At 63.9% G+C, this 16,557-nt stretch carries 20 protein-coding genes; 8 read left to right on the plus strand and 12 right to left on the minus strand.

Features of this window, described 5'->3' with window-relative positions; all coding sequences use genetic code 11:
- Nucleotides 1–256: transposase (locus tag ACNPAA_RS07680; RefSeq protein ID WP_417891673.1), on the plus strand; the 256-nt coding region annotated here is incomplete at its 5' end.
- 144 nt (nucleotides 257–400) lie between these two features.
- On the opposite strand, the gene ACNPAA_RS07685 is transcribed toward ACNPAA_RS07680, so the two are convergent.
- Both ACNPAA_RS07685 and ACNPAA_RS07690 read right to left on the minus strand, forming a co-directional pair.
- Nucleotides 401–1,294, minus strand: coding sequence for a LysR family transcriptional regulator (locus tag ACNPAA_RS07685; RefSeq protein ID WP_202007371.1), 894 nt, complete (start codon nucleotides 1,292–1,294; stop codon nucleotides 401–403).
- A 268-nt stretch (nucleotides 1,295–1,562) separates the two neighbouring features.
- Nucleotides 1,563–2,348 (minus strand): hypothetical protein, encoded by a 786-nt coding sequence (locus ACNPAA_RS07690; protein WP_201872906.1) that lies wholly within the window; start codon nucleotides 2,346–2,348, stop codon nucleotides 1,563–1,565.
- A gap of 235 nt (nucleotides 2,349–2,583) precedes the next feature.
- On the opposite strand from ACNPAA_RS07690, the gene ACNPAA_RS07695 reads away from it, so the two are divergent.
- Nucleotides 2,584–2,925 (plus strand): SH3 domain-containing protein, encoded by a 342-nt coding sequence (locus ACNPAA_RS07695; RefSeq protein WP_103244057.1) that lies wholly within the window; start codon nucleotides 2,584–2,586, stop codon nucleotides 2,923–2,925.
- Nucleotides 2,926–3,053: 128 nt separating this feature from the next.
- On the opposite strand, the gene ACNPAA_RS07700 is transcribed toward ACNPAA_RS07695, so the two are convergent.
- Complete coding sequence (locus ACNPAA_RS07700) at nucleotides 3,054–3,419, minus strand: winged helix-turn-helix transcriptional regulator (RefSeq protein ID WP_103244058.1); 366 nt, start codon at nucleotides 3,417–3,419, stop codon at nucleotides 3,054–3,056.
- 93 nt (nucleotides 3,420–3,512) lie between these two features.
- On the opposite strand from ACNPAA_RS07700, the gene ACNPAA_RS07705 reads away from it, so the two are divergent.
- Complete coding sequence (locus ACNPAA_RS07705) at nucleotides 3,513–3,839, plus strand: nuclear transport factor 2 family protein (RefSeq protein ID WP_052814920.1); 327 nt, start codon at nucleotides 3,513–3,515, stop codon at nucleotides 3,837–3,839.
- Nucleotides 3,836–4,618, plus strand: coding sequence for an SDR family oxidoreductase (locus tag ACNPAA_RS07710; protein WP_199767283.1), 783 nt, complete (start codon nucleotides 3,836–3,838; stop codon nucleotides 4,616–4,618). Before ACNPAA_RS07705 ends, ACNPAA_RS07710 begins: the two co-directional genes overlap by 4 nt.
- Nucleotides 4,619–5,004: 386 nt before the next feature.
- On the opposite strand, the gene ydfZ is transcribed toward ACNPAA_RS07710, so the two are convergent.
- Nucleotides 5,005–5,202: a putative selenium delivery protein YdfZ gene (gene ydfZ, locus ACNPAA_RS07715; RefSeq protein ID WP_171865047.1), complete on the minus strand. Its 198-nt coding sequence runs from the start codon at nucleotides 5,200–5,202 to the stop codon at nucleotides 5,005–5,007.
- A 289-nt stretch (nucleotides 5,203–5,491) separates the two neighbouring features.
- Here ydfZ and ACNPAA_RS07720 point away from each other — a divergent pair, with 289 nt between their 5' ends.
- Complete coding sequence (locus ACNPAA_RS07720) at nucleotides 5,492–5,992, plus strand: DUF1993 domain-containing protein (protein ID WP_103244059.1); 501 nt, start codon at nucleotides 5,492–5,494, stop codon at nucleotides 5,990–5,992.
- Nucleotides 5,993–6,052: 60 nt separating this feature from the next.
- On the opposite strand, the gene ACNPAA_RS07725 is transcribed toward ACNPAA_RS07720, so the two are convergent.
- Nucleotides 6,053–6,709 (minus strand): DUF3313 domain-containing protein, encoded by a 657-nt coding sequence (locus ACNPAA_RS07725; protein WP_417891674.1) that lies wholly within the window; start codon nucleotides 6,707–6,709, stop codon nucleotides 6,053–6,055.
- A 126-nt stretch (nucleotides 6,710–6,835) separates the two neighbouring features.
- Entirely contained in the window at nucleotides 6,836–7,279 is a 444-nt protein-coding gene (locus tag ACNPAA_RS07730) for an SRPBCC family protein (RefSeq protein ID WP_042882233.1), read from the minus strand.
- 198 nt (nucleotides 7,280–7,477) lie between these two features.
- On the opposite strand from ACNPAA_RS07730, the gene ACNPAA_RS07735 reads away from it, so the two are divergent.
- Nucleotides 7,478–8,143: a chromophore lyase CpcT/CpeT gene (locus tag ACNPAA_RS07735; RefSeq protein ID WP_210538368.1), complete on the plus strand. Its 666-nt coding sequence runs from the start codon at nucleotides 7,478–7,480 to the stop codon at nucleotides 8,141–8,143.
- Between the two features lie 53 nt (nucleotides 8,144–8,196).
- Here ACNPAA_RS07735 and ACNPAA_RS07740 read toward each other — a convergent pair whose 3' ends face one another.
- The 6 genes from ACNPAA_RS07740 to ACNPAA_RS07765 form a co-directional block, all read right to left on the minus strand.
- Nucleotides 8,197–8,835: a LysE family translocator gene (locus ACNPAA_RS07740; protein ID WP_010672488.1), complete on the minus strand. Its 639-nt coding sequence runs from the start codon at nucleotides 8,833–8,835 to the stop codon at nucleotides 8,197–8,199.
- 85 nt (nucleotides 8,836–8,920) lie between these two features.
- The gene (locus ACNPAA_RS07745; protein WP_201872912.1) at nucleotides 8,921–9,724 is read right to left on the minus strand and encodes an AraC family transcriptional regulator; all 804 of its coding nucleotides are present in this window, start codon (nucleotides 9,722–9,724) and stop codon (nucleotides 8,921–8,923) included.
- A gap of 56 nt (nucleotides 9,725–9,780) precedes the next feature.
- Complete coding sequence (gene rarD, locus ACNPAA_RS07750; RefSeq protein ID WP_010672490.1) at nucleotides 9,781–10,677, minus strand: EamA family transporter RarD; 897 nt, start codon at nucleotides 10,675–10,677, stop codon at nucleotides 9,781–9,783.
- 122 nt (nucleotides 10,678–10,799) lie between these two features.
- Nucleotides 10,800–10,973: a hypothetical protein gene (locus ACNPAA_RS07755; RefSeq protein WP_010672491.1), complete on the minus strand. Its 174-nt coding sequence runs from the start codon at nucleotides 10,971–10,973 to the stop codon at nucleotides 10,800–10,802.
- Nucleotides 10,974–11,098: 125 nt separating this feature from the next.
- Nucleotides 11,099–12,595 (minus strand): aldehyde dehydrogenase, encoded by a 1,497-nt coding sequence (locus tag ACNPAA_RS07760; protein WP_039039526.1) that lies wholly within the window; start codon nucleotides 12,593–12,595, stop codon nucleotides 11,099–11,101.
- 250 nt (nucleotides 12,596–12,845) lie between these two features.
- Complete coding sequence (locus ACNPAA_RS07765) at nucleotides 12,846–13,388, minus strand: cupin domain-containing protein (protein WP_010672493.1); 543 nt, start codon at nucleotides 13,386–13,388, stop codon at nucleotides 12,846–12,848.
- Between the two features lie 171 nt (nucleotides 13,389–13,559).
- Between ACNPAA_RS07765 and ACNPAA_RS07770 the strand changes: the two genes are divergently transcribed.
- Nucleotides 13,560–14,888: an aspartate aminotransferase family protein gene (locus ACNPAA_RS07770; RefSeq protein WP_202016935.1), complete on the plus strand. Its 1,329-nt coding sequence runs from the start codon at nucleotides 13,560–13,562 to the stop codon at nucleotides 14,886–14,888.
- A 98-nt stretch (nucleotides 14,889–14,986) separates the two neighbouring features.
- A complete protein-coding gene (locus ACNPAA_RS07775; RefSeq protein ID WP_053288836.1) occupies nucleotides 14,987–16,483 on the plus strand; it encodes a CoA-acylating methylmalonate-semialdehyde dehydrogenase in 1,497 nt (498 codons plus the stop codon).
- Nucleotides 16,484–16,557 lie beyond the last annotated feature (74 nt).

The following is a 16,557-nucleotide window of genomic DNA, read 5'->3' on the forward strand; positions in this document are numbered from 1 at the left end:
CCTCGATAACTACATCATTCACAAAAGCAAACAGACCGAGCGATGGTTGAAGAAGAATCCCAAGTTCTGCCTGGTGTTCCAGCCAGTTTACAGCCCTTGGGTTAATCACATAGAACGGCTATGGCACAAGTTACATGAAACCATCACGCGCAATCATCAATGCAGAGGGATGGCAAACCTGCTGGCCCGAGTGAAACACTTCATGGATACCGTGTCTCCTTTCCCGGGGAATGGCTATGGCACAGCGAAGGTGTAGCACTATTGGGATCAGTTATTTAGGAATATAAGACTTGGAGGGCTGTAGGTTCGATTCCGCGATCGTCCGATGACGCTTCGTTAATCGAACCTACATGCAGGCGGGTTCCGACAGACAAAAACCTCAGGATCCCGCCTGTCTGGCTCACCTCGGCTGAAACGCCTTGACGATAAATTCGATAAAGAGCCGCACGTTGCGGGACTGCTCCTTGTGGAAGGGGTAGACGGCGAACAGGGCGTGGGGGTCGGGTAGCCAGTTGGGGAGCAGTCTGACCAGGGTGCCGTCCGCCAGTTCGTCCGACACGAATTCATCCGGTACCAGGATCACCCCGAGCCCCTGCACCGCCGCCTGTTTCAGGGCGATGCCGTTGTTGGCGCAGAAGCTGGCGGGGGGCAGCTCCACCGCCACGCTCTCCGCGTCCCGGGTGAAGAACCACTTGTTGGGGGAGGAGGAGAGGCTGTAGCGCAGGCAGTTGTGGCCCTTGAGATCCGCCGGGTGGGCGGGTTGGCCCGCCTCCTTCAGGTAATCGGGGGCGGCGCAGAGCACCCGCTGCACCTCGCACAGGGGTTTGGCGCGCAGGGTGGAGTCCTCCAGGGTGCCTGCCCCCCGGATCACCACGTCCAGCCCCTGATCCACCAGATCCATGTAGGCGTCGCTCAGGATCACCTCGATGCCGATCTCCGGGTAGCGGCGCTGGAACGCGCAGACGAGGGGGTTGAGGCGGATCAGCCCGTAGGACATGGGCATGCCGATCCTCAGCCTGCCCCTGGGGGTGAAGGAGGCGGCCATGATGGACTGGTCGGCGGCCTCCAGGCTGTCCAGCACGGCGCATATCTGGCCGTAATAGGCCATGCCGGATTCGGTGACACTCAGCCGCCTTGTGGTGCGGTTGATGAGGGCGATGCCGAGATAGGCTTCCAGCTCGTTGATGTTCTTGCTGACCGCCGCCTGGGAGAGGCGCAGATCGTCCGCCGCCGCCCTGAAGGTGCCCATTTCCACCACCCGGCGAAAGACGTTCAGCGCCGTGATCTTGTTCATCCTGCCCCCGTTAATTCACTACTGGTAAATGATGGCGCCATCATTGCGCACTTTTATCACAATAGTGCGGTTCCCCGGGGTGTCCACCCCCCATCCCCCGCCAGACAGATAGTTGCCGGTGGCAGACCGGCCCGGATCATGGCCCCCCGGGCGTGGCAGGGACGCAGACGAAAGAGAGGCGATGGGCCCCGGGCACCCCGGCCCGTGACGGCAGGCATAGAAGCAGGCGGCAGGGCCCGGGCCCCGCCGCCAGATGGCACGCACCGGCTTACTGCACCTTGCCGGGGGCGGGGGGCAGGGTGATGCCGACATCGGCCCAGGGGTTGGTGCCGAGCAACTGGGCGTGGGGCACGTCGGCCTGGTAGCGCATGGTGAACGCTCTGGGCCCGTGGGCGAAGGCCACCAGCAGCCCCTGTTTTGCATCCATCAACCCGGCGTGCATGCCGAGCCCGTGATAGCTGATCCGCACGGCCTTGTCCTCAAGGCCCACCTTGTCTATCTGGAAGCGGGCGATGCTGCCGTCTTCGAGGGTAAAGCCCCAGCGGAACGGGCCGCCGCTGACCACCGTCATCACCTCGTCGATGTCGGTGCCGTCCTCGGCGGAGTTGACGTGCATGCGGCCATATTTGCCGAGTACGGCGCTGCGGGTGCGCTCGTCCAGCGCCATCAGGTCATAGACCTTGGGGTAGGGGCCGACGCCGGTCTCTTCGGTGGCGACGCCGCCTCCTTGCACCGCGGGCTCGCGCCCTGCGAGCCTGGCCTGTTCCAGCAGCTCCCCCTGACTCAGGTTGAAGGCCGAGATCAGGGCGCCGTGCTCCGCTTTGGTCAACGCGCGGCGGTGGGAGGCGGCGAGCAGCGGCCTGGCGGCCTCGGGAATGTCGACGGTGACCACGTTGACGCCGATGGGGTTGAGCGCGTTGTTCACCGCTTCGACGCCGGTCACGGCCGGGCGGCCATCGCTGAACTGCACCGAGACGATGTCACCGGCGAAGGTGTTGAAAGAGAAGGCCGAGGCGAGGGTGCCGGCCAGCAACGGGATAGGGGTGAGTTTCATACAAGACTCCTCGTTAAGGTTCGAGAAGCAGTCTAGGGCGGCGATGTGTTCACTGAAATGACACTCGGATGATATGAAAATTCACTGACAGTAATGAATCGTGGGGGTCAGGGTCGTCGGCCCGCCCCGGGCTCACACCCTCTGCCAGAGGGTGTGAGCCCGGTTGACGCAACGGGGCCCTGCTTGTGGTATGACTCTGGACGTTACTCATCAGAACCTGTCGGAGGACGAGACAATGCTGGCGTTGATCACCACGGCGCACCACACCTGCTACCCCAATCCCATCGCCTTTCGGGCCGGAGAGCGGGTGCGCATCGGCCACGAGGACGACGAGTTCCCGGGCTGGGTGCGCACCTTTACCGCAGACGGCAACGAGGGGTGGGCGCCCCTGTCCCTGCTGACCCCGATCGGCACGGAGGAGGCGCAGGCGCGCCAGGACTATACCGCCCGGGAGCTGGACGTGGCGGCGGGGGAGCGGGTACGGGTGGATCGGGAGCTGGCAGGCTGGCTCTGGGTTCACAACGAAGCGGGGCAATCAGGCTGGATCCCGGCCAGCTGCATCGCCTCGCCCTCATAAGGTGCAGCGGCTCGGAGAAGGAGTAGAGAGGGGAGAGAGAAACCCGGCCAGCGACATGGCGTGCGGCCGGGTGAATTGTTAGGACCAGGGTGGCGGAGCCGGTTTGCGGCTGCCTGGTTGACGGATGGCTAGTCGGACGTTTCCTGCTCGGCTGCGTTTTCGGGCTGTAGCGCCTCTTTCTGCTCCGCCCATTTCAGCAGGGCGTCCAGCGCCGGGCACAGAGCCTGTCCCCAGTCGGTCAGGCGATACTCCACCTTGGGCGGCACCTGCGGGTAGACCTTGCGCACGACGATGCCGTCTGCTTCCAGCTGTCGCAACTGCTGGGCAAGCATCTTCTGGGAAATGGCCGGGATCAGCCGCTCAAAGTCCGAATAACGCTGCACCTTGCCATCAAACAGGTGGAACAGGATGACCAGCTTCCAGCGCCCTTCCAGCAATTTGAGCACCTCTTCGACACCGGTGGCCGCCGTGGACGGGGTATAGATCTTGTTCATGGGTGAGTCACTTACTTTTTTGTGCGTACTTGATTAAACGTAAGCCTATGTGGAAAGTGGCGGTACAGCAATTGTCTTTTAGCGAGGATGACGATGACGACCTTACTCTTTCCATCCATTGCCACCTATTTCGAGGTCAGCAACGGGGGGGATCCTGCCCGCCTGGCCGGATGTTTCACCGAAGATGCGTTTGTGCGGGACGAACGCCATACCCATCAGGGACATAGCGCCATCCAGTCCTGGATGGCGGGTACCCGGGCCGCCTTCGACTACTGCGTGACACCCATGAAGGTGACGCAGGACGGGGCGCGGGTGACCGTGGTTGCCAAGGTGGCGGGCAACTTCCCCGGCAGTCCTGTGATGCTTGATCACCTGTTCCTGATGTCGGGCGACGACATTCACTCTCTGGAGATACGATGATGACAATGGATTTGGCACTGCAAGGCCGGCGTGTATTGATCACCGCGGGGACCAAGGGGGTGGGCAAGGCCGTATTCACCCTGTTTCGTGACAATGGCGCCCGGGTGCTGACCACGGCGCGCAGCCGCCCGGCGGAGGTGCCGGAAGCGCAATTCGTCGCCGCCGATCTGACCAGTGTGGAAGGCTGCAATACGGTGGTGGATGCCGTCAACGCCAGGCTGGGCGGTGTGGACATCATTGTCCACGTGCTGGGGGGCTCATCGGCGCCGGGTGGCGGTTTCGCAGCGCTGGGGGAGGAGGAATGGCAGCGGGAGCTCTGCCTGAATCTGATGCCGGCGGTGCGCCTGGATCGCGCCTTGCTGCCCGCCATGCTGGTACAGGGGGAGGGGGTGATCATCCATGTCACCTCCATCCAGCGTGAGTTGCCCCTGCCTGAGTCGACCACGGCCTATGCCGCCGCCAAGGCTGCATTGTCAACCTACAGCAAGAGCCTGTCGAAAGAGGTGACGCCAAAAGGGGTGCGGGTGGTACGGGTCTCTCCCGGCTGGATAGAGACGGAGGCATCCGTTGCGCTGGCCGAGCGGCTGGCAACCCAGGCTGGCACGGACTACGAGGGAGGTAAGCAGATCATCATGGATTCCCTGGGAGGGATCCCCCTCGGTCGCCCTGCCAAACCGCAGGAGGTTGCGAATCTCATCGCCTTTCTGGCATCTCCCCTGGCCGCCTCCATCAGCGGTACCGAATATGTGATCGACGGAGGCACAGTGCCCACCGCGTAGGCGAGCATCATCTTTTCAAGCAAGTCGCAGCGATGTTGGCAGTCGCTATCAAAACGTGTTGGCGAACACCTGGACAAGGCGTTCGCCGCCCTTCCAGCCAATGGCAAGAACAAGCCCACTGCCCGCGCTGGAATCATATGCAGGCATTCACGCCGCCCTAACCGAAGCCATTGGCGATGGCGTGCTTGATCCCCATGTCACGGGCCGTGACCGGTACCCCGAGCGGCCCTTTGACGCCGAAGCAGATGGAGACATGGCTAGCTGCCATCGAGCATCAATGGGACTAGGGCAATGAGAGATGATGGAGAAACGGGGGACCAGAAACCCGGCCAGCGACGGGCGTGCGGCCGGGTGAATTGTAAAGAGTAGGGTGACGGGAAACGGGATCAGCCTAGTCTAATCAACTCGATGGGGGCGTACTGCTCCCGGGAGTTGGCCAGCAGCACGCACTTTTCATGCTCGGCCTGATAGGGGGTCAGGTTATCGGTGTGAGCCTCTTTCAGAAAGTCGACGGCGCCGGTGGCGGCAATCATCACCCGTTGGCCCAGGGTCAGCACATTGCGGTTTCGATCGTAGATCTTCATGGCATTCTCCTTGTGGGATGGGTGCCCGGCCCGTGCCGGGGCAACGAGCTCCAGACTACGCCCCTCGAAAAACGAGATGCCTGTCACAGATCAAAAAAAGGGGAAAGAGGGACTCGGTGCGGCGACGGGGCGCGGCGCTCTGGCCTCGCTGCCCGCCGGTGATCGCCACCGCCTGTCGCAGGGCAGGGAGGACGCCCCCGCTTTTCATCCCCTCGGGCTCGAACTGCAAGGGGGATGCGCTATAGTGGAGCCGCTCGTTTTACTGCCTTCAACCAACCGAGAGTGCATTATGAATCGTGAAATTGCCGCCCAGTTCATCAAGATGCTGACCAACCTGGACCAGTGCCTGGCCAAGGCCGAGGCCCACGCCGAGGCGAAGAAGTTCAACGTGGAGAACTTCTTCAATGAGCGCCTCATCGTCGACATGCTGCCCCTGAGCAAGCAGGTGCTGATCTGCTGTGACAGCGCCCGCGCCGTGGTGGCCACCGCCAGCCTGAGCGAGCCGCCGGTGCTGGGGGATGATCCCAAGACCATGGCGGATCTGCGCGCCCACGTGGCCAAGACCATCGCCTACCTGCAAGGCAAGCTGGACGCCGATTTCAGCCAGTACGCGAGCGGCCACTACTATCCCTACTGGGCCGGTGGCAAGGGGATGGACGGCCACAGCTGCGTCCACGAGTACGGCATCCCGAACTTCTACTTCCACCTCACCATGACCTATGCCCTGCTGCGCCAGGCCGGGGTGGATCTGGGCAAGCGGGATTACCTGGGCGGTCTGAACCTGCAATAAACCGCGCTTCAGCGACAACAAAGCCTGCCCCCTGGCAGGCTTTGTCGTTTTCGGCCCGGCTCAGCGCCCCAGGTTGTCGGCCAGCTGTTTGGCGCGACTTGCGGCCCACTGATCGATCATCTTCTCCATCTCCTCGGCGGTGATGGGGGAATCCTTGTGGGTGGTGTCCGGGCTCTCGCGAGCGTCCATCACCCGCACCAGCAGCTTGCCGCTCTGGGCGTCGAGCAACTGTGCCATGCTGCCCACCTTGAGCAGATAGGGCTCCTTGCCTATTACCTCGCGGGTGACGTTGATGGCGATCTTGGCGGGCAGCAGATCCCGCAGCTTGGGGTCGGGCCGGGTCAGGTCGAAGTTGGTGATGGCCGCCTGCACCCGCATCACGCCGGGACCGGGTTCGGTAGCCATCTTGACGCCCTGGCTCATCAGTTCGCGCTGGAAGGTGGCGTGGTAGTAGCGGCCGATCTCGTTCTGCTCGTTGGCGGTCAGCAGATACCACTGGCCGTTCTCCTGGCGGATGAACTGCAAGGGGTCGAGCAGCACCGCGTGGTACTGGCGCAAATCCACGCCGGGTTCCTTGTAGATGCGCTGGTTGGGGTTGCTCTCGCTTTGCTGGAAGGCCGTGAGCGGGATCGCCTGCAGGCTGTGGGTGACCTGGTTCTTCACGGCGCACCCGCCCAGCAGGGCGGCGGCCATGGTCATCATCAAGACTCGTTTCATGGGGGCTCCTGGCGGTGGATGGTCGCTGCAAGAACACAGCCCGCCCTGCCCACAGAGATACCTGATCAGGCCCCTCTCTCACAAGGGTATCTGTGCGGGGGCCACCGGGGGAGCCCCCGTGTCGGGTCACTCGGCGGGGATCTCGGGCTCCACCAGGGTGGCGAGCTGCATCAGGGACTCCTGCCAGCCGAGGTAGCACATCTCCACAGGGATGACCGCCGGAATACCCGCCTGTTCGATGGCGAGATCGGTGCCGCACAGCACCTGGGTGAGGGTGATGGTGACCTGCATCTCCCCCGGCAGGTTGGGGTCGTCGAAGCGGTCGGTGTAGCGGATGCGCTTGCCCGGCTCCAGCGCGAGATACTCGCCGCCGAAGGCGTGGGTGTGGCCGCTGGCGAAGTGGGTGAACGACATCCTGAACTGGCCGCCGACCCTGGCATCCAGCGCCGCCACCTTGCAGGTGAAGCCATGGGGGGGCAGCCATTTGGCCAGGGCGTCCGGCTCGATAAAGGCCTGGTATACCCGCTGTGGCGGGGCCTTGAGTACGCGATGCAGAGTGACTGTGTTCATGGGGGACTCCTCTTGGTGGCAACAGGGACGGGTCGCAGCAAGGATAGCCGTCATCCCCGTGGCCTGCGGGGGTGCGTCGCTTCCTTTCGCCTGCAGAGAGGATTTTTCGTTTTCTCTTCAAGGAGTTGATCAAGATAGAGGTTATTGTCACCGTTCGCTCATATAATCGCCGCCATGCAAGCGACTCGGAAGGATTCGATGACACAGCTGATGGCGGCCCTGCTGGGGTTGTTTTACGCCAGCCTGATCTGGGCGGCGCCCGTCCCCTTCGTGACGGCCCCCGGCCCCCATGCCACGCAGGGGAGGCTGGAGCCCCTGCTCTCCTGGTTCTCGGGGGAGTTTTCCAGCCAGGAGCAGGCCACCTTCGATGCCCGCTTCACCAGTGCCGAGCTGCGGCTGGTGGAGATCTGGCCCGGGGAGGGCCCCTTTCGCTGGGTCTATGCGGAGCAGTTTCTGACCGAGCGGGCGCAGCGGCCGTTTCGCCAGCGCATCTACCGCTTCTCCTCCCTGCCCGATGGCCGCATCCTGATGGCCGAACTGACCATGCCGAGGGCCACGGATTTTGCCGGCGCCTGGCGTCGGCCCGAGCTGCTTGACTCCCTCACCCCGCAGCAACTCTCCCTGCGCGAAGGGTGCGAGATCTGGCTGACCCGCCAGCCGAGCGGGGAGTACAAGGGACAGACCCGGGTCGGGCATTGCACCACCGATTTTGGCGGTGCCACCACCCTGGTGCAGTACCTCTGGATCGGCCCGGACAGTGTCCGGCTGCTGGACAGGGCCTATGACAACGGCGCCCATCAGCGCTGGGGCAGCCCGGGGGAGGGTTACGTCTACCTGCGCAAGGGGATGCGGCGCGGGGAGTAGTCGCGCCGTCCGTCAAGGCCCCTCCCTGCTTGCCGCCAACAAGGACGTGCCGGTCAGGCCGCTGGCCAGTGCCCCTGCAGATCCACCAGGATGGAGAGGCTGACCGCGCCAAACAGCAGGCCCGTCATCAGGTTGAGCGGGCGCTGGATGCGGCCGAGCAGGTGCTGGGCGCGGGGGGTGGAGAGGCTCCAGGCCAGGGCGCTGAACCAGACGAGGGAGAGCAGGAACAGCTCCAGGATCAGCAATCCCCGGGTCAGGCCATCCACCTGGGGCGTCACCATGGCGGCCAGCAGTCCCATGAAGAACAGCATCGCCTTGGGGTTGAGCAGATTGGTGGCCAGCCCGCTCTTCACCCCCTTGCGCCAGCCCGGCCGCTCGCCTCCGGCGCGCAGCGCCAGATCCCCGCTTCCCTGCCAGGCCGCTTTCAGCGCCCCCCAGCCCAGCCAGCCCAGATAGAGGGCACCCACCAGTTTCACGGCGAGAAAGAGCCAGGGCTGGCTTGCGATCAGCAGGCTGATGCCGGTCAGGCTCAGGGTGGCGTGGAGCAGGATGGCGAGGGCGATGCCAAGGGCCGCTCCGAGGGCGGTGGGCCTGTGCAGGCTGGTGCGCAGGATGAGTGCGAAATCCGGGCCCGGGCTCGCCAGGGCGACGAGGTGGACGAGACCCAGGGTCAGAAACAGGCTGGTGAACATAAAAGACCTCCGACAGCGGTATGGAGGTGACAGCATGGGGCAGGACGGGGGACGGGAGATTGTAAAAGATTGCAGCGGCGACGATTCAGGCGGGCAGCATCTGCTGGCGATACTCCGCCGGGGTGAGCCCGAAGGCCTGACGAAAACCGTGGTGGAAGTGGCTCTGATCGAAGAAGCCCACCGCCAGTGCCACTTCGCTCACCGGCAGACCGCTGCCGAGCAGGCGCTTGCCCTGTTCGAGGCGCAGCCGCTTGAGCCAGGCATAGGGGGTCATGCCGGTCTTCTTCTTGAACTGACGGAGGAAGGCGAAGCGATCCAGCCCGAACAGGGCGGCCAGGTCCTCCAGGGTGTGGCGCTCGTCCAGCCGGGCCAGCAGATGGTCGCGCAGGAACCTGAGCTGGGGATCCGCCAGGGCGTGGCGCTCGGGGGCGAGCCGGAACAGTTCGCCCAGCAGGGCCAGCAACTGGCTCTCCGCCAGCAGGCCGTCGGGGGAAGGGCCGTCCAGGTGCATGTGCAGGCGGGCAAAGCCCTGATAGAGGTCGGGGCGGCTCTGCAATCCCTGGTGGAAAAAGGGCTCGGGGTGCTCCGGCAGCCAGCGGGCCAGCTGCTCGGGGGCGATGGAGAAGACCCGCACCTCGTACCCTTCCGGCAGCAGGCTGAGGCCGTCGTGCATCTCGTCCGGGTTGACGGTGGAGAGTTCGCCGCGCACCAGGTGGTGGCTGTTCCCCTTGTGGATGAACTTCTGGCCGCCCCGCTGCACCAGACCGATGTGGTAGTCCAGATGCACGTGGCGGCCATAGCTGAACTCCCTGTGGTGGGAGTGGGAGAGTTCAACCCCCGGCAGCAGCCGGGATTGCCAGTAGTGGATGCGGGATTGGGGTGCGTTCATCCCCTATTGATACCCCGAAAGCGGCCCCTTGGCTTGTAGATTATTGCGCCGGCGCCTCAGCCGGCCTCCTGGCGCCGCTTGCCGCTGCGCAGGCCATCCAGGCTGAACAGCACCAGGGCGCTCCAGATGCAGCCGAAGGTGATCATCTTGTCCAGCGCCAGCGCCTCGCCATACAGGGTCACCGCCAGGATGAACATCAGGCTGGGGCCTATGTACTGGAAGAAGCCCAGGGTGGAGAGCTTGAGCCGGGTGGCCGCCGCGGTGAAGCAGAGCAGGGGGGCCGTGGTGACGGCGCCCGCGGCGATGAGCAGCAGGTTCAGGTGCCAGTCATTCTGGGTGAGGTGGCTGGTGGGGCTGTCGGCGATGCCCCACAGATAGAAGGCGGCTGGCGGCAGCATGATCAGGGTCTCGATGAGCAGGCCGGTGAGGGCGTCCAGGGCCAGCTTCTTGCGAATGAGGCCGTAGATGGCGAAGCTCGAGGCCAGCACCAGGGCTATCCAGGGCAGGGAACCGAAGGCGATGAGCTGCACGGCAACACCGACAAAGGCGAGCCCTACCGCCCACCACTGCAGGCGGCGCAGCTTCTCGCTCAGAAACACCATGCCGAGCAGCACGTTGAACAGAGGGTTGATGTAGTAGCCCAGGCTCGCATCCAGCATGTGGCCGTTGTTGATGGCCCAGATGAACAGCAGCCAGTTGCCGCCGACGGTGACGGAGGTGAAGGCCAGGGTGAGCAGCACCTTGGGCTGGCGCAGCACCGCCTGCACCTTGTGCCACTGGCGTCCGAGCAGCACCAGCACCATCAGCAGGGCGCAGGACCAGATCATGCGGTGGGTCAGGATCTCGGCGGCCGGCACGGCGGAGAGGGACTTGAAGTAGATGGGTGCCAGGCCCCAAAGGGTGTAGGCGCCGAGGGCATAGAGGACGCCCTGGCGCTGGATCTGTTGTTGCATGCGGATAACCTTCACTGGAGTGCGGATGTCGGGAAACATCGCAAAAAGTCAGTGTAGCGATCCTTTTGCAGGGAAAGAAGACAATAAATGGGTCTGACGGGATTTTAACAGCAGGAGCGACTTCAGCGACCGCCCCCGCGGCGGATCTTCTCCACGTCCATCAGCAGCCACAGCATGAGGGCGATGGCGGAGATCCAGGGGCCCCAGGTGACATAGGCTTCCCCCTGACCCAGCACGAAGAACAACAGCGGCAGTCCCACCACCAGAAACAGTACACTTCCCAGAAAAAACAGCATTTTTATCTTTAAATTTAATGGCTTGCTATTTGACGATTATATCGATTGAGCGAGGGGATAAAAGAGTAAAAATGAGAAAGGGGGATTTCTCCCCCCTGTTTTGTTGATAAGCGTCATTTATGACGTTATTCGAGCTGGATCCAGGTGCTTTTCAGCTCGGTGTACTTCTCCAGGGCGTGCAGGGACTTGTCGCGCCCGTTGCCGGACTGCTTGAAGCCGCCAAACGGCATGGTCATGTCGCCGCCATCCCAGTTGTTGACGAAGACGGTGCCGGCGCGCAGGGCGCGCGACCCTTTCACCGCCTGGTTGAGATCCGCCGTCCAGATGGCGGCCGCCAGGCCGTAGTCGGTGTCGTTGCCAAGGGCGATGGCCTCTTCCAGGGTGTCGAAGCCGGTCACCGCCAGCACGGGGCCGAAGATCTCCTCGCGGAAGATGCGCATCGTCGGGGTCACGTCGTCGAAGATGGTGGGTTCGATGTAGTAGCCGCCCTCCTCGGGCTGGGTGCGCTTGCCCCCCAGCAGCAGCTTGGCGCCCTCCTGCTGGCCGATGGCGATGTAGTTGAGGACCTGCTCCATCTGGATGTGGTCCACCATGGCACCGATGCGGGTGGTGGGGTCGAGCGGGTTGGCCGAGATCCACTCGCGGGCATGGGCCAGCAGCCGCTCCATGAACTGGGGCTTGATGCTGTTTTGCACCAGCAGGCGGGAGGCGGCGGTGCACACTTCCCCCTGGTTGTAGAAGATGGCGCCGACGGCGCTTCTGGCGGCGGCATCCAGATCCGGTGCATCCGCCAGCACGATGTTGGGGCTCTTGCCGCCGCACTCCATGAAGGCGCGCTTGAGGTTGGACTTGCCGGAGCACTGCACCAGGTGCTTGCCGATCTTGGTGGAGCCGGTGAAGGTGATGCAGTCGACGTCCATGTGCATGGCCAGCGCCTCGCCCACGGTGTGGCCGAAGCCCGGTAGCACGTTGAAGACGCCGTCGGGGATGCCCGCCTCCTTCGCCAGACCCGCGATGCGCAGGGCGGTGAGGGGGGATTTCTCGGAGGGTTTGAGGATCACCGAGTTGCCGGTGGCGAGCGCCGGGCCCAGTTTCCAGCAGGCCATCACCAGGGGGAAGTTCCAGGGCACGATGGCGGCCACGACACCGAGGGGCTCGCGGGTCACCAGGGCCAGGGCGGACTCTTCCACCGGGGCGACCTGATCGTAGATCTTGTCTATCGCCTCGGCGTTCCAGGCGATGCAGTTCGCGGCGGCGGGGGCGTCATACCCCATGGCGTCGCCGATGGGCTTGCCCATATCCAGCGACTCCAGCAGTGCCAGCTCCACCAGGTTCAGGCGCATCAGCTCGGCGAAGCGCTGCATGATAAGCTTGCGCTGCTTGGGAGAGAGGCCGCACCAGCGCTTGTCGTCGAAGGCGGCACGGGCCGCCTTGACCGCCAGCTCGGCATCGGCGGCGTCGCAGGAGGCGACCCTGGTCAGCAGTTGGCCGTTGGCCGGGTTGATGCAATCGAAGGTGGCGCCGTTGACGGCATCCCGGTAGGTGCCGTCGATAAAGGCTTGCGAGGGCAGGGTCAGATGGGCGGCCTTGTGTTGCCACTGGGCCAGGGTCAGGTCACTCATGTTCACTCCTTGAACCGGCAGAAAGTCAGTCTCCGCGTATCAATATGCTAAACATCCTGCCGCTTGTAAATCCATCTTGTAACAATTCATTAAACACTGACCCCGAACAACCCGGGCCAACGGCGGGGCAAACCGGGCGCCCTGGCCTGTGGTGTCTGGGGTCGCGCGGCGGGGCGGGAGCCCGTGTCGCTGGCCTGATCCCTGGGCTGGGCAGGGGAGATCCCGGCGGGCTGTTCCGGGAGAAGGCCCGTCAGAAGCTGGCGGGCGTGTTGGCCGAGATCAGCACGCACTCCTGATCCCCCACGTTGCGAAAACGGTGGGGAGTGCGGCTGTCGAAGTAGTAGCCATCCCCCGGTGCCAGCAGGTGAACTTGCTCGCCTACCGTGACTTCCACCTGACCCCGGATGACGATGCCGCACTCTTCCCCTTCGTGACTCAGCATGTCGTCACCGGTGTCGGCGCCCGGGGGCAGTATCTCCTGCATCATGCCGATGGCGCGGTTGGCGCGGCTGTGACCCACCAGACGGTAGCTGATGGGGTGGGTGCCGAGATCCGGCATGTCGTCCGCACGGAAGATCACCTCGGAATCCATCTCCGTCTCGTCGGTGAAGAAGCTGGCCAATGACATGGGGATGCCTTCCAGCACCTTGCGCAGGGAGGCCACCGAGGGGCTCACCTGATTTTTCTCGATCTGGGAGATAAAGCCGTTGGTCACACCGGAGCGTTTTGCCAGCTCGCGCTGGGAGAGGGCCGCCTTGGTGCGAACCGCCTTGAGGCGGTGACCGATATCCATCGATAGACACTCCTTGACTGTTTACTATTATTAAAATTGTGTTAAATATCTTATACCACCCCTGAGGGGTGACACCAAGCCGGGCGATAAAAGCCCTTTTTTATGGATTCAGGTGTTTAATTTAATAGGCATGAGCCGGGTGTTACTAAACGCCTTAAGGATGAGGTGACCATGAAACCTGTCAGCGACATCAATACCCCCGACATGTCCGCATTCTGGATGCCGTTCACCGCCAACCAGCAGTTCAAGGCGGCGCCGCGCATCCTGAAGTCGGCAGAGGGGATGTATTATCACTCAGAGGATGGCCGCAAGATACTGGATGGCACTGCCGGACTCTGGTGTTGCAACGCAGGCCATGGTCGGCGCGAGATCGCCGAGGCGGTCTCCCAGCAGATCTCCCACCTCGATTTTGCCCCCACCTTCCAGATGGGCCACCCCCTGCCGTTCGAGCTGGCCAACCGGCTGGTGGAGATCGCCCCCAAGGGATTCGGTCACGTCTTCTATACCAACTCCGGATCGGAGTCCGTGGACACCGCGCTCAAGATTGCGCTGGCCTGGCAGCGGGCTCGCGGCCAGGGGACCCGTACCCGACTCATCGGCCGCGAGCGCGGCTACCACGGGGTGGGTTTTGGCGGCATCTCGGTGGGGGGCATTCCCGGCAACCGCAAGTGGTTCGGCTCCCTGCTGACCGGGGTGGATCATCTGCCCCACACCCTCAATATAGGGAAAAATGCGTTCACCAAGGGATTGCCAGCAGAAGACCTCACCCTGGCCGATGAACTGGAGAAGATTGTCTTCCTGCACGACGCCAGCAACATCGCGGCGGTCATCGTCGAGCCCATCGCCGGCAGCACCGGGGTCATCATGCCCCCCAAGGGCTATCTCAAGCGGCTGCGGGAGATCTGTACCAAACACGGCATCCTGCTGATTTTTGACGAGGTGATCACCGGTTTCGGCCGCCTCGGCTCCCCCTTCGCCGCCCAGGAGTTCGACGTCATCCCCGATATGATCACTTGTGCCAAGGGGCTCACCAACGGCGCCATCCCCATGGGGGCCGTGCTGGTACAGAACCACATCTATGACGACATGATGGCGGCGGGCAAGGGGGCCATCGAGCTGTTCCACGGCTACACCTACTCCGGCCACCCGGTGGCCGCGGCGGCGGGTTTGGCGACCCTCGAGATCTACCGGAGCGAAAATCTGCTGACCCGGGCGGCCGAGCTGGCGGGCTACTGGGAGGAGGCGGCCCATTCCCTCAAGGGCTGCAAGCACGTGAAGGATGTGCGCAACTACGGCCTGGTGGCGGGCATCGAGCTCGAATCCATACCCGATGCGCCGGGCAAGCGGGCCTACGAGGTGTTCGTGCGCTGTTTCGAGAAGGGGGCGCTGATCCGGGTGACCGGCGACATCATCGCCCTGTCGCCGCCCCTCATCATCGAGCGCAGCCAGATCGACGATCTCTTCACCCTGCTGCAGGACGCCCTGCAGGCCCAGGACTGACCCCCACATCACACAGGATGGCGCTCGTCCCGGGCGTCATCCCCCTGTGCTGCCCCGGCGCGGCGAGGGGAGGACGGATGACCCATCACGGAGGATTTATGAGTTACAGGATCGACAACTTCATCGACGGCGAGACGACCGAGAGTCGCAGCGAGCGTTTCGGTGCCATCTTCAATCCGGCCACCGGCCAGCAGCAGGGCTCCGTCGTTCTCAGCACGGCCGACGAGTGTGCCGAGGCGATTGCCTGCGCCGAGCGCGCCTTTGGGGAGTGGGCCCAGACCCCGCCGCTGGTGCGGGCCCGGGTGCTGTTTCGCTTCAAGGAGCTGATGGAGCAGCACAGGGACGAGCTGGCTCAGCTCATCAGCCGTGAGCACGGCAAGGTCTTCTCCGACGCCCAGGGGGAGCTGACTCGGGGGCTGGAGGTGGTGGAGTTTGCCTGCGGCATTCCCCATCTGCTCAAGGGGGAGCACTCCCTCAACGTGGGCCGCGGGGTGGACAGCCACTCCATGATGCAGCCGGTGGGGGTATGCGCCGGCATCACCCCGTTCAACTTCCCGGCCATGGTGCCGCTCTGGATGTTCCCGGTGGCCCTGGCTTGTGGCAACACCTTCATCCTCAAGCCCTCGGAGAAGGATCCGTCCCTCTCTCTGCGCATGGCCGAACTGCTCAAGCAGGCGGGCCTGCCGGACGGGGTGCTCAATGTGGTCAACGGCGACAAGGAGGTGGTGGACGTGCTGCTGACCGACCCGAGGGTCGGTGCCGTGTCGTTTGTCGGCTCCACCCCCATCGCCCAGTACATCTATGCCACCGCCTCGGCTCACGGCAAGCGGGTGCAGGCCCTGGGCGGCGCCAAGAACCACATGGTGGTCATGCCGGATGCCAATCTGGATCAGGCGGTTTCCGCCCTGATGGGGGCCGCCTATGGCGCGGCGGGCGAGCGTTGCATGGCGATCTCGGTGGCCGTGGTGGTGGGTGACGAGACCGCCGATGCCCTGGTGGCGAAGCTCTCTCCCCTGGTGGCGGCCCTGCGGGTCGGCCCCGGCCTCGGTCAGAGTCCGGAGAACGAGATGGGGCCCCTCATCAGCCGGGAACACCTGGCCAAGGTGCGCGGCTACGTGGATCAGGGAGTGGCCGAGGGGGCCGAGCTGGTGGTGGATGGCCGGGGCCTGAGCCATGGCGAGGGCTACTTCATCGGGGGCAGCCTGTTCGATCGGGTCGGCCCCGAGATGCGCATCTACCGGGAGGAGATCTTCGGCCCCGTGCTCGCCATCGTGCGGGCCCCGGACTACGAGACGGCCCTGCGCCTCATCAACGAACACGAGTACGGCAACGGCACCGCCATCTTCACCGGTGACGGAGATACCGCAAGGGACTTCACCACGCGGGTTCAGGTCGGTATGGTAGGGGTGAACGTTCCCATTCCGGTGCCCATGGCGTTTCACAGCTTCGGTGGCTGGAAACGGTCCATCTTCGGGCCGCTCAACATGCACGGGCCGGATGGGGTGCGCTTCTACACCCGGATGAAGACGGTGACCGCCCGCTGGCCCCAGAGCCTGCGCGCCGGCGCCGAGTTCTCCATGCCGACCATGAAGTGAGCCACCGGCTCGCTGCCATGGCTTTAATCTCTTGCCCCCGCAGGCCGCCGGTCTGCGGGGGCGCTTCTGTCAAG

It is taken from the genome of Aeromonas sp. PS2Canimalfood6 (genome assembly GCF_048276795.1).
Classification (GTDB): domain Bacteria; phylum Pseudomonadota; class Gammaproteobacteria; order Enterobacterales; family Aeromonadaceae; genus Aeromonas; species Aeromonas caviae.